Source organism: Sporichthya polymorpha DSM 43042 (genome assembly GCF_000384115.1).
GTDB lineage: Bacteria > Actinomycetota > Actinomycetes > Sporichthyales > Sporichthyaceae > Sporichthya > Sporichthya polymorpha.
Genome location: NZ_KB913029.1, coordinates 1,581,528 through 1,593,519 on the forward strand (window position 1 = coordinate 1,581,528; position 11,992 = coordinate 1,593,519).

The 11,992-nt window shown below is 69.9% G+C and carries 12 protein-coding genes and 1 tRNA gene; 10 read left to right on the forward strand and 3 right to left on the reverse strand.

Features of this window, described 5'->3' with window-relative positions:
• The first annotated feature begins 140 nt into the window (after positions 1-140).
• The 5 genes from SPOPO_RS0107795 to SPOPO_RS0107815 all read left to right on the forward strand — a co-directional run bounded on the left by SPOPO_RS0107795 (position 141) and on the right by SPOPO_RS0107815 (position 5,842).
• Positions 141-2,411: a heterodisulfide reductase-related iron-sulfur binding cluster gene (locus SPOPO_RS0107795; protein ID WP_084671686.1), complete on the forward strand. Its 2,271-nt coding sequence runs from the start codon at positions 141-143 to the stop codon at positions 2,409-2,411.
• On the forward strand, positions 2,408-2,704 hold the full coding sequence (locus tag SPOPO_RS0107800) for a putative quinol monooxygenase (RefSeq protein ID WP_019874232.1): 297 nt from the start codon (positions 2,408-2,410) through the stop codon (positions 2,702-2,704). The genes SPOPO_RS0107795 and SPOPO_RS0107800 overlap by 4 nt, the downstream gene beginning before the upstream one ends.
• Before the next feature lie 65 nt (positions 2,705-2,769).
• Positions 2,770-4,236 carry a delta-60 repeat domain-containing protein gene (locus SPOPO_RS0107805; protein ID WP_156869682.1) on the forward strand — a complete coding sequence of 489 codons (1,467 nt, stop codon included), beginning with the start codon at positions 2,770-2,772 and terminating at the stop codon, positions 4,234-4,236.
• Between the two features lie 159 nt (positions 4,237-4,395).
• Positions 4,396-5,313 (forward strand): alpha/beta fold hydrolase, encoded by a 918-nt coding sequence (locus SPOPO_RS0107810; protein WP_019874234.1) that lies wholly within the window; start codon positions 4,396-4,398, stop codon positions 5,311-5,313.
• Positions 5,249-5,842: a TetR/AcrR family transcriptional regulator gene (locus SPOPO_RS0107815; protein ID WP_028984596.1), complete on the forward strand. Its 594-nt coding sequence runs from the start codon at positions 5,249-5,251 to the stop codon at positions 5,840-5,842. Before SPOPO_RS0107810 ends, SPOPO_RS0107815 begins: the two co-directional genes overlap by 65 nt.
• Here the strand turns inward: SPOPO_RS0107815 and SPOPO_RS0107820 are convergent.
• Positions 5,839-6,561: a M15 family metallopeptidase gene (locus SPOPO_RS0107820; RefSeq protein WP_019874236.1), complete on the reverse strand. Its 723-nt coding sequence runs from the start codon at positions 6,559-6,561 to the stop codon at positions 5,839-5,841. The genes SPOPO_RS0107815 and SPOPO_RS0107820 overlap by 4 nt on opposite strands.
• A gap of 24 nt (positions 6,562-6,585) precedes the next feature.
• On the opposite strand from SPOPO_RS0107820, the gene SPOPO_RS0107825 reads away from it, so the two are divergent.
• The 3 genes from SPOPO_RS0107825 to SPOPO_RS0107835 all read left to right on the forward strand — a co-directional run bounded on the left by SPOPO_RS0107825 (position 6,586) and on the right by SPOPO_RS0107835 (position 8,702).
• Positions 6,586-7,065 (forward strand): SRPBCC family protein, encoded by a 480-nt coding sequence (locus SPOPO_RS0107825; RefSeq protein WP_019874237.1) that lies wholly within the window; start codon positions 6,586-6,588, stop codon positions 7,063-7,065.
• A 44-nt stretch (positions 7,066-7,109) separates the two neighbouring features.
• Positions 7,110-7,183 (forward strand) — tRNA-Gly (locus SPOPO_RS0107830).
• Between the two features lie 172 nt (positions 7,184-7,355).
• Positions 7,356-8,702 (forward strand): HNH endonuclease signature motif containing protein, encoded by a 1,347-nt coding sequence (locus tag SPOPO_RS0107835; RefSeq protein WP_019874238.1) that lies wholly within the window; start codon positions 7,356-7,358, stop codon positions 8,700-8,702.
• 32 nt (positions 8,703-8,734) lie between these two features.
• Here SPOPO_RS0107835 and SPOPO_RS0107840 read toward each other — a convergent pair whose 3' ends face one another.
• Positions 8,735-8,947, reverse strand: coding sequence for a hypothetical protein (locus SPOPO_RS0107840; protein WP_156869684.1), 213 nt, complete (start codon positions 8,945-8,947; stop codon positions 8,735-8,737).
• 61 nt (positions 8,948-9,008) lie between these two features.
• A complete protein-coding gene (locus SPOPO_RS0107845) occupies positions 9,009-9,794 on the reverse strand; it encodes a TSUP family transporter (protein WP_028984598.1) in 786 nt (261 codons plus the stop codon).
• A gap of 237 nt (positions 9,795-10,031) precedes the next feature.
• Here SPOPO_RS0107845 and SPOPO_RS0107850 point away from each other — a divergent pair, with 237 nt between their 5' ends.
• On the forward strand, positions 10,032-10,628 hold the full coding sequence (locus SPOPO_RS0107850; protein ID WP_019874241.1) for a class I SAM-dependent methyltransferase: 597 nt from the start codon (positions 10,032-10,034) through the stop codon (positions 10,626-10,628).
• Positions 10,629-10,657: 29 nt separating this feature from the next.
• The gene (locus SPOPO_RS0107855) at positions 10,658-11,869 is read left to right on the forward strand and encodes an acyltransferase family protein (RefSeq protein WP_084670929.1); all 1,212 of its coding nucleotides are present in this window, start codon (positions 10,658-10,660) and stop codon (positions 11,867-11,869) included.
• Positions 11,870-11,992 lie beyond the last annotated feature (123 nt).

The window sequence follows — 11,992 nt, forward strand, 5'->3', positions numbered from 1 at the left end:
CCGTTTGCGCAGGTGAGGTGAGGCTCAGCGCGGAGAAGTGCAGTGACGGGGGGTAACGTCGGGGCGGTTTACCCCGCCGTTTCACGTTCGCGGCTCGCACTGCATCGCCGACTGCCACCTCGCCCGGGAGCACGCTGATGATGACCACCCGCTGGATCGTCGGGTTGGCCATGACCCTCGCCGTTCTGCCGATCGCAGCTCGACGCGGCTTGTGGCTCTACAAGCTGGCGATGACGGGGCAGCCCGCCCCGGACCGCCTCGCGAACGTGGAGCGGCCGAAGATCGGTGCCGCGATCAAGCGGCAGGTCGTCGAGGTCTTCGGGCAGAAGAAGCTGCTCAAGTGGACCGTCCCCGGCATGGCCCACTTCTTCGTCTTCTGGGCCTTCGTCATCCTCGGCACCGTCTACCTCGAGGCCTACGGCGCGCTGTTCGACGAGAATTTCGCCATCCCGCTCATCGGCAAGTGGGACCTGCTCGGCTTCGCGCAGGACACCATCGCGCTGTTGGCGCTGATCAGCCTCGGGGTCTTCGCGGCGATCCGCTGGAAGGACTCCCCGGCCCGCAAGGACCGCAAGTCCCGGTTCAAGGGCTCGCACACCGGTGGCGCGTGGCTGATCCTCTTCATGATCGTCAACGTCATCTGGACGATGTTCTGGTTCCGCGGCGCCGCGGCGGCCGCGGGCAACCTGCCGTACGGCGACGGCGCCTACGCCTCCCAGGCGGCGGGCGAGCTCTTCGAGGGCATCGAGAACCACGACACGCTCGAGTGGGTCGAGACGGCGGGCCTGTGGGCCCACATCGGCGTCATGCTCGTGTTCCTCGTGATCGTCGTCTACAGCAAGCACATGCACATCTTCATCGCGCCGCTGAACGTCACGTTCGCGCGCAAGCCCAACGGCCTGGGCCCGCTGCTCCCGATGCAGAGCAACGGCAAGCCGCTCGACTTCGAGGACTTCGACGAGGAGACCGACATCTTCGGCCGCTCCAAGGTCGAGGACTTCACCTGGAAGGGCTTCCTCGACTTCGCGACCTGTACCGAGTGCGGCCGTTGCCAGAGCCAGTGCCCGGCGTGGAACACCGGCAAGCCGCTGTCGCCGAAGATGGTCATCCTCGACCTGCGTGACCACGCGTTCGCGAAGGCGCCGTGGCTGCTCGCCTCGGAAGAGGAGCGCGAGAACCTGCCGGAGTCGGTGAAGGCCGAGGCCGAGCGTCCGCTGGTCGCCCCGCTCGAAGAGGGCGGTGTCATCGACCCGGACGTCATCTGGTCCTGCACCAACTGCGGCGCGTGCGTCGAGCAGTGCCCGGTCGACATCGAGCACATCGACCACATCGTCGACATGCGTCGCTACCAGACGATGATCGAGTCGAACTTCCCGTCCGAGGCCGGCGGGATGCTCAAGAACCTCGAGAAGGCCGGCAACCCGTGGGGCATGCCGGCGCGCATGCGCACCGAGTGGACGAAGGACCTCGACTTCGAGGTCAAGGTCCTCGGCGAGGACGTCGAGGACCTCTCGGAGGTCGAGTACCTGTTCTGGGTCGGCTGCGCCGGCGCGCTGGACGACAAGGCGCAGAAGACGACGAAGGCCGTCGCCGAACTGCTGCACATCGCGGGCGTCGAGTTCGCGATCCTCGGCCAGTCCGAGACCTGCAACGGTGACCCGGCCCGCCGCATGGGCAACGAGTTCGTCTTCCAGATGCTCGCGCAGCAGAACGTCGAGGTCCTCAACGAGGCGAAGGCGACGAAGATCGTCGCCACCTGCCCGCACTGCTTCAACACCCTCGGTCGCGAGTATCCGCAGCTCGGCGGCAACTACGAGCTCGTGCACCACACGCAGCTGCTGAACGAGCTGGTGGCGAACGGCAAGCTGAAGCCGGTCAGCAACATCGAGGGCACCGCGACCTACCACGACCCCTGCTTCCTGGGTCGCCACAACAAGGTCTACTCCCCGCCGCGAGAGCTCATCAGCAAGGTCGGCGGCCTGCAGTACAAGGAGATGGAGCGCTCGAAGGAGCGGTCCTTCTGCTGCGGCGCCGGCGGTGCGCGCATGTGGATGGAGGAGACGATCGGCCAGCGGATCAACGACAACCGCACCGAAGAGGCGCTGTCGCTGAACCCGGACACGATCGTCACCGGCTGCCCGTTCTGCAAGACGATGATCTCCGACTCGGTGGCCGGCAAGCAGGGCTCGGGCGACAAGAGCGCCGAGGGCGTCCAGGTCATCGACGTCGCGCAGCTGCTCGTCCAGGCGACGCGTCCGGTCAAGGTCGGTGTCGCCGCCGACGGCCCGCAGACCGGCCCGGCGCTCACGGACAACGACCCCGGCGCGGGCTCGCAGGGCACACCCAGCGAGAACCCCGACCAGATGGCGGAGCCGGAGGCCGACCCGACCGGTGAGGGCGGGCGCCCGTGACCGTCGTCGAGAAGGCGGAGCTCTCGGTCGCCGAGGATCGGGCGGACGAGTTCGCGGAGGTCCTGACTCAGGGCGCCGACCTCGTCCGCGGTCCCGGTGGCTGCCGGTCGCTGCGGATCGGGCGCGGGGTCGAGCGGCCCAACGTGTTCCTGCTGACGGTCGTGTGGGACAGCGTCGACCACCACAACGCGTGGCGCGAGACGCCGGCGTTCACCGAGTTCGTCGGCTCGATCCGGGACTACCTCACCGGCCCGACCGGCATGGAGCACTTCACCACGATCTCCGAGGGCTGAGCAGACGTCAGGGGCGAGTTCCACCTTCAGTAAGGTGAGGCATCCCTTAGCCCCTGGAGGACCTTGTGAACCGCCTTGTGATCAGCGCCCTGATCACCAGCACGCTGGTGCTGTCCGCGTGCGCCGATGACGACGACGACCTGACGGCGAGCGGCTCGAGCCCGAGCGCCGCCGACACCCCGAGCGCGACCCCCACCCCCACCGGGGCCTTGCTGGACTCGGCCTTCGGCACCGCCGGCATCGTCAAGGCCGCGCTCGTCTCCGGCGCCAAGGACCGGTTCAACGCCGTCGCGGTCGGCAAGGACGGCAAGATCTACGCTGCCGGCCTGACCAGCGAGGGCCCGGACCAGAAGATCGCCGTCGCGCGCTTCTCCACGAGCGGCACCAAGGACACGACCTTCGGCGACGGCGGCGTCGCGAGCGTCAACGTTTCCCCGAACTCCAATACCGACCCGACCACCCAGCTCGAGCAGGCCCGCAGCCTGGTCTTCCTGGAGGACGGCACCGTCGTGGCCGTCGGCACCGCCGAGCACGACGCGAAGGCCACGGGCGAGGCAGCCAAGGACACCGACGTCGTCGCCGTGGCGTTCGACAGCGCCGGCAAGCCGGTCAGCGACTTCGGCACCGACGGCGTCGCACGCTTCGACGTCGGGACCGGGCACGAGATTTCCGAGGACGGCGAGGCGGCCTGGGTCGGCGCCGACCAGGGCTACGGCTCCGCGGCCCTGCCGGACGGCGGCGGTCTGGTGATCTTCGGCGTCACGACCGCCGGCTCGGACCGCGAGGACACCGACTTCGTCCTCCTCGGCGTCGACGACGACGGCGAGCTCGACGACGACTTCGGCGACGACGGCGTCCTGAAGATCGACCGGGAGCAGGCCGACAACGCGCGGCACGTCCAGGTCGTCGGGGACAAGCTCGTCGCGACCGGCTACTCGCGCTACAGCAACGGCGACAAGGAGACCGTCCAGCCGGTCCTGATCCGCACCTCGCTGGACGGCGAGCTGGACAAGACCTTCGACGACGACGGCATCGCGACGCACGACGGGCTGGGTGCGGTCGCCGAGTCGTACCAGTTCGGCGTCCAGGGCGACAAGTACGTGCTCACCGGCTACGGCAAGGCGAACGACGCGGACAAGGTCGACCTGATCGCCTACCGCTTCACGAACGACGGCGAGTTCGACACCACCTTCGGGGAGAACGGCGTCACGCGCATCGACATCACCGGTGAGGACGACCGCGGTCGCAACCTCGCCGTGGTGGGCGACCGGATCGTCTACGTCGGCAGCGGCAAGGTCGACGGGTCGAACCAGGAGGCGATGGTCGTCGTCCTCGACAAGGACGGGAAGCGCGACACCGCCTACGGCGCGGACGGCGTGATCCTGACCGACCTCGGCACCCCGGGCGACGCCTGGTACGGCGTCGCCGTGGCTCCCGACGGGAAGACGGTCTACCTCGCCGGCTACACCAACATCTCGAACGACAGCGTCACCGCCGACGACGCGGTGCTGGGTCGGCTCACGCTGAGCTGAATCAGCAACTGACGTAGCGCGCTTCTCCTCGCGGCGTGCGTCGCGGGCCTGTTCCTCGGGCTCGCGCCGCACGTCGCGCTTGTTTCCGGGTCTTGTCCGGGAAAGATACATGCTGTATGAATGTGGAACCATGCAGTCTGTATGAATGAGGTGGGCGCAATGGCGCGGACGACCGCCCTCGGCGAGTGGCGCGAGGCGAAACTCTCCGAGGGCGCGGTCCTCTACGCCGACCGTGGGCAGGGCGAGCCGGTCGTGTTCGTGCACGGCCTGCTCGTCAACGCCGACCTGTGGCGCAAGGTCGTCCCCGACGTCGCGGCGGCCGGGTTCCGGTGCGTGAGCCCGGACCTGCCGTTCGGTGCGCACCAGGTCCCGGTCCCGGAGGCGGACCTCAGCCCGACCGGGGCCGCGGACCTGATCGCCGAGTTCCTGGAGCACCTGAACCTGCGGGACGTCACACTCGTCGCCAACGACACCGGCGGGGCGATCACGCAGATTCTGATGACCCGTCACCCGGAACGGATCGGGCGCGTCGTCCTGACCTCGTGCGACGCGTTCGAGCGCTTCCCACCGCGGCTGTTCGCGTACCTGCCGTGGCTGGCGAAGCTGCCCGGCTCGATGTGGGTGATGGCGCAGACGCTGCGGATGCGGTGGACGCACAACCTGCCGATCACCTTCCGCTGGGTCACGAAGGGGCGGTTCGACGACGAGACGATCGAGTCCTTCCTCGGGCCGACGCGGCGCAGCGCCGAGGTGCGCAAGGACCTGCGGCGGTTCCTGCGCGGGGTCAAGCGCCGGCACCTGCTGGCCGCGGCCGAGGAACTGCCGCGCTTCGACAAGCCGGTGCTGCTGGCGTGGGCGAGCGAGGACCGGATCTTCCCGGTGGCGGACGCGTACCGGCTGGCCGGCGTCCTGCCGAACGCGGAGGTCGTCGAGATCGCGGACAGCTACACGTTCGTCTCCGAGGACCAACCCCAGCACCTGGCCGAGGTGGTGGTGCGCTTTGCTGGGCGACATGACGCAGCCGACGCAAGCCCGCGCCACGCGGACGCGGGCCGTGCTGCTGGCGACCGCGCGTGAGCTGTTCACCGACCCCGGCTACGACGAGGTCTCACAGGAGCGGCTGGTCGCCGCGGCGGGCCTGACCCGAGGCGCGCTGTACCACCACTTCAAGGACAAGCGGGACCTGTTCCGCGGCGTCCTGGAGGAGCTGGAGACCGAGCTGGTCGCCGAACTCGAGGAGGTGCTCGGCGGCGGGCCGGACTTCCTGTCGGCGACGATCGGCGGGCTGCAGGCGTTCCTCGACGTCTGCCAGCAGCGGCCGGCGTTCCGGCAGATCGTCGTCCTCGACGGGCCGCGGGTGCTGGGCTGGTCGGCGTTCCGGGAGATCGAGGAACGGTTCTCGCTCGGGATGCTCGAGCGCCACTACGAGCGTGCGATCGCGGAGGGGCTGACGCTGGTCGCCCCGGTCGACGTCCTCGCCCGGATGGCGCTGGCCACGTGCATCGAGGCCGGCCTCGTCCTCGGGGACGCGGCCGACCCGGTCCAGGCCCGGGCGGACGTCGAGGCGTCGCTGGTCGCGATGTTCGCGGCGACCGTGGGCGCTTAGCGGCGGTTCTTGGGCAGCGGCCGCGAGGGGTAGCCGGTGTCGAAGTGCTGGTAGTCCTTCGTGGCGATGTTCTGCCAGATCCAGCCCTCGTTGGTGAACAGGCGCCAGACCAGGCCGCCCTTGAGGATCTTCCCCTTACCGGGGGTGCGCTTGGCGTACTTCGCCGACGGCTCCCACTTCCCGGTGCGCGGGTTCACCCAGGGGTTGCGGAACGGGTTGATGTCGATCGCGCGGCCGTTGGCGTGGGGTGACTTTCGCGCCGGCGAGTTCGCCTCGCTCGGGCGGCGGCAGTTGTAGGCGGAGGTGTTGTTCGCCTTCATGCTGCGCTGGTCGCTGCCGTTGTAGTGCTCGACGGGGATCATCCGCTGGATCGGGAAGCGCTCCTCGAAGAGGCGACTGAAGATCCGCTTGACACTGCCCGCGACGTCCCCGCGGACCACCAGCGCCCCGCGGTGGACCTTCCCGTCGAACCCGTAGTGGTTGAGCTCCAGCCGGCGCAGGTTCTTCCGGTTGACGGGGCAGTTCTTCCCCGCCATCCCGACCGCGACCATCCGCTTCCACTCGGCCTTGCTCACCACTCGGACGACGGGGTCGGCCGTCACGGCCTGGTTCGTGGTGTCGGGCGGCGCGGCGGGAGGCGCGGCCGGGGCGGTCCCGTCGGGGGCGCAGCCGGCGACCAGGGCCGCGGCGAGGAGGAGGGCACCCGCTGGAGTCCGCATCCGTCGAGGGTAGAAGCTGAGCCCATGAGCGACGAGCCGATGCGGGATCTCACTCACCGCCAATCGATCGAGGTCGCCGCCTCCCCGGAGGCCGTGTACGACCTGGTCTCCGACGTCACCCGGACGGGCGAGTGGAGCCCGGTCTGCCGGGAGTGCTGGTGGGACGAGGGCGCGACCGGACAGGTCGGGGACGTCTTCACCGGCCGCAACGTCCTGCCGGACCGAACCTGGGAGACCCGGTGCACCGTGATCGCCGCCGACCGCGGCCGGGCGTTCGGGTGGGAGGTCGGGGACCGCTACGTCCGGTGGGTCTACTCGATGGAGCCGATCGACGGCGGCACCCGCCTCACCGAGGCGTGGGAGTTCCTCCCGAACGGGATCGCGATGTTCCACGACCGCTACGGCTCCGACGCCGAGGCCGAGATCGGAAAACGGATCGACCTCGCCCACACCGGGATCCCCGCGACCCTCACCGCCATGAAGCGGATTGCCGAGTCAGCCTGACCCGCTAGACTGCGGGCCCTGACTGCTCCACGGGGGCAGTCAGCGCGGGTGTAGTTCAATGGCAGAACATCAGCTTCCCAAGCTGACAGTGCGAGTTCGATTCTCGTCACCCGCTCCACACCGAATCGGGTCTGAGCCGGGCTCTCCCCCGACCCGAATCACTCGTAACGTCAGCGGGATCGCGCGCTATGACGCGCGATCCCGCTGACGTTAAGGCTGCATTCGACGGTCTTGCGCTTGTCGGTGGCGACCTCTATACTCGAACATACGTTCGAACCGATGGGGGTTCCGTGCTGGTCGAGTTGGCGGACCGGGCCGACGTGGGGTGCGAGCCCCCGTGGGTCGACGGTGGCCGCCCACCCTCGCCCGGGGATCCGGACTACGCCTCCTACCTTGACTTCCTGGCCTATGAGGCGCGGCGGGATGCGTTCTGGTCCGCTCACGCCGCGGGCCCGGTCCTGCCGGTGGATGCACCGATCGACATGACCGCGGCCCGTTCCGACGCCGAACTGGTCTGGGAGGTCGCGGACGCCGACCGGTTGGAGAACGCCGCGTACGGCGCCAAGTGCCGGGCGGTGTCGAACCTGGCGCTGCGCAAGCTGCGCGACCCGGACTCCGACTACGACCCCGAGTACCTGCGCCGTTCGATCGAGGCCGAACTCGGGTGCCTGCTCAAGCTCTCGCCGGCGGCGGTGCAGAACCTGTGCCACGTGGCGATGGAGTTGACCCGCCGCTACCCCAAGACCTTCGCCGCGTTGGAGCGTGGGGAGGTCAACCGGGTGCAGGTGCAGGCCATCGTGGACGAGGGCGCGGACCTCGACGTCGCCCAGGCGTCCCGGCTTGAGGACGCGGTGCTGCCCGAGGCCAGGGAACGAGGCGGGCGCTCGTTCCGGGACCGGGTCCGCCGCGAGGTCAAGGCCATCGATGAGGACGCCGTCCGGAAACGGGAGAAGCGGGCCCGCGAGGAACGCTGCGTCTACCTGCGCCCGGAGTATGACGGCATGGCCACCCTGTGCCTGTTCATGCCCGAGGACGAAGCCAAGCGCATCTTCAAAGCTTTGAAGGAGCGCGTCCACCATGACCGGACGGTCCAGAAGGACGAGGCGGCCGAGGCGCCACTGGTGATCCCCCGCCGGGACGACCGCACCATCGCCGCCCAGGAGCTCGACACGATCCAGGCCATCCTGGGTGAGGCGCTCGGGCTCGACCCGACCGAACCGGAGATCCCGGCCTCCTCGGCCCTGTCGGCCGAGGCGATCGCCGAACTGGACCGGCACGCCGACACCTACGTCCCCACCCCGGCGATGAAGACCGCGGTCCGCAACCGGGACAAGCACTGCCGCTTCCCCGGCTGCCGGCGCCCGGCCCGCCAGTGCGACATCGACCACTCGATCCCGTACAAGAAGATCAAGGGCAAAGTCGTCCAAGGCTGGACGCGGTACTGGAACCTCGGCTGCCTGTGCCGGTTCCACCACCAGGTCAAACAGATGCCCGGCTGGCACCTCGAACAAGACCGCGGCCGGTTCATCTGGACCACCCCCACCGGCCTGCGGTTCATCACCTACCCCGGCGCGGACGACCCCGACGCCGAACTACCGGACTTCATCAAAGACCTGACCGCCCCGGTCCCCTTCTGACCTGACGGGCTGTCAGTACCGCGGTCGCAGCGTTAGCTTTCCTCACCGGAGCGTGCCCACGAGGGGCCGCCGGGTTCACCGATGTGCCCGGCGGCGATGTCGTCGTCCCGCACGCCGGAGTCGTCGTCGGCCGTCGTCGCCTGGCTGGTGTCCGGCAGGTCTTCCCTGCTGGTCTGGCCGACGTCGGGAACGTCCGCGCCCGCGTCGCCGCCATGGTCGGTGTGAATCACTCGTTTGTCGCCCACGCACGGCATCTACCCGCCACCGCGCACCCACATGCCCGGCCGCCGGCGCGGCGGAACCGCGTCACCAGACCGACAGCACATCCCCGCCGATCCGGACGACGAAGCCGGTCACGACGACCAGGAAGAACACGCGAACGAACCGCGCGCCCCGCCGCACCGCGACGCGGGCGCCGAGGTAACCCCCGGCCAGGTTGCAGGCCCCCATGACCAGGCCGACCCGCCACAGCACCGCGCCCTGCGGGACGAACACGCAGAGCGAGGCGAAGTTCGTCGCCCAGTTCGCCATCCGCGCCTTCGCCGACGCTTCGAGGAACGAGTACCCGAGCAGCCCGACGAGGGCGAACAGGAAGAAGCTCCCCGTCCCCGGGCCGAGCGCCCCGTCGTAGAACCCGACGATGAACCCCGTCGCCATCGCGGCCGCGACGTGCCGGTGCCCCGCCCCGGCGAACCGCAGCTCCGTCTCCTCCCCGAGCGCCGGCCGGAACACGACGTACGCACCAACCACCACCAGCGCGACCAGCACGATCGGGTCGAACGCGTCCCGCGGGATCAGGAACGTCACCGCCGCCCCCAGCGCCGAACCCACGAACGCGAGCGCCATCAACGGCACGAACGTCGCCCGGTCCGGCCGCACGCGCCGGTAGTACGTCGCCGAACTCGCCGTCGTCCCACAGATCGACGACAGTTTGTTCGTCGCCAGCACCTCCACCGGCGACGCGTTCGGCAGCCCGAGCAACAGCGCCGGCAGCTGGATCAGCCCACCCCCACCGACCGCCGCGTCGACGAACCCGGCCATCAGCGCCGCGAACCCCAGCAGCACCAGCACGTCGAGGCCCGGATCGCTCACGCCCCAGTAACGCACGGCCGCATCGGCGGAGATCGCGCGGGCGGAGCGGCGGAGCTCGGGGTGTCCTCAAGGAGCGTCAAGCCGACCCGCGTGGCCGAAGGACACGCGATCAGGACGCGCGGCCGCACCACCGCAACCACCGACCGACGCGGCCCGCGCGTCCGGGAGGCAGCGACGGAGGACACCCCGAGCGGAGCCGCACCGACCCCGCCCCTTACCCCGGGCTACGTTCGAACCATGGACGCGCGCACACGGTGGCCCGGGGAGACGGATCCCGACCACTCGACCTGGTACATCGAACGGTTCCGGAAGATGGCGGCGGAGGGGGCCGACCTCGCGGGAGAGGCCCGGCTCCTCGACGCGATGGTCCCCCGCGCCGCCCGGATCCTCGACGCCGGCTGCGGGCCCGGCCGGCTCGGGGGCGAGCTCGCCGCCCGCGGTCACCACGTCGTCGGGGTCGACGTCGACCCGGCCCTGATCGCGGCCGCCGAGGCCGACCACCCCGACCCCCGGTGGCTCGTCGGCGACCTCGCCGAGCTCGACCTGGCCGCGCACGGCGAGACCGAGCCGTTCGACGCCGCCGTCCTGGCCGGAAACGTCCTCGGATTCGTCGCGCCCGGCAGCGAACCGCGGATCCTCGCCCGCATCGCCGAGCACCTCAAGCCCGACGGCTTCCTCGCGATCGGGCTCGGCAGCGACCGCGGCTATCCGGTCCCCGACATGGACGCCGACGCGGTCGCGGCCGGATTACGGCTCGAGCACAGATTCGCCACGTGGGACCTGCGTCCGTACGACGAAAACGCGACATTTGCGGTCACGATCTATCGCAAGTGACCAGTGTCGCAGCGACAAACCAACCTGCGATGGGTAAGCAGGTAGGGATGACCCTCGTCGACGCCCCCACGCGGCCCCGCCCGTCGAGCGGCCCCACCACCACCTCCGGTACCCGCCTTCACGATCTCGACGCGCTCCGGGGTGCCGTCATGCTGCTCGGGATCGCGCTCCACAGCGCGCTCCCGTTCTTCTCGACGATCTGGCCGGTCCCGGACTCCAGCGCGTCGACCGACAACTACTTCGACGAGTTCGTCCAAGCCGTGCACGGCTTCCGGATGCAGCTGTTCTTTCTCCTCTCCGGGTTCTTCACCGCACTTCTCCTGCACCGCCGCGGCCTCCGCGCCCTGCTCGCCCACCGCAGCAAGCGCGTCGGCATCCCCTTTCTGATCGGCCTGATCACCGTCGTCCCCCTGATCGAGCTCGCGGCCGCCGGCGCCGCGCTCCCCGAGGGCGGCTTCTCCGGCGTCGGCACCGGCGCCCCCACGAACACCGAGTGGTTCACACCGCGTCAGAACCTGCACCACCTGTGGTTCCTGTGGTTCCTGTGCATCTACGTCGCGGTGATCGCCCTCGCCCACCACCTGACGGCCTGGCGCCCCCGGATGCCCCGCGTCGTGCGCACCGCGGTGCTCGCCGGCCTCGTGCTCGTCCCCGTCGTCATGCAGTACCCGATGGTCGGCTCCGGTCCGACCCGCACCTTCGGGCCCACCCTGCCCAATCATCTGCTCCCCGAGCCGGCGCCGCTCGTCTACTACGCGGCGTTCTTCGCCGTCGGCTACCTGCTCTGGACGACGCGCACGCGCGACGGCCGCCTCGCCATCGAACTCGTCGGCCGCGGCTGGCCCGGAATCCTCGCCGTCAGCCTGCTCGTCGTCTTCCCCCTCGCCCGCGCGGCGACCTGGGACGACATCGAGGCGCCGATCCTGCCCGCCGCCGTCCTCCAGACGATCTACGCCTGGGGCATGGTCGTCGGCCTCATCGGCCTGTTCCGCTGGGCCCTGCGCCGCGAGCGCCGCGGCGTCCGGTACCTCGCCGACGCGAGCTACTGGATCTACCTGATGCACCTTCCGCTGGTGATCGCGTTCCACCGGGCCATCCACAGCTGGGACGCCCCGGCCTCGGCCAAGTTCACCGCGCTCTGCGTCTCCGTCACCGCCGTCCTGCTCGTCACCTATCAGTGGGGCGTCCGGTACACGGTGATCGGCCGGGTCCTCCACGGCGCCCGCACCCGCCCGGCCTGACGCTGTCCACCGTGCACACCCCCGCGCGAGCGGTCTTTGTGCCTGCGTCCGACGCCTGAGCTGCGTCACCCCTCGTAGCGTCCACAGCAGCCGACCGCCACCGACGACGGCCGGCGCGACGAC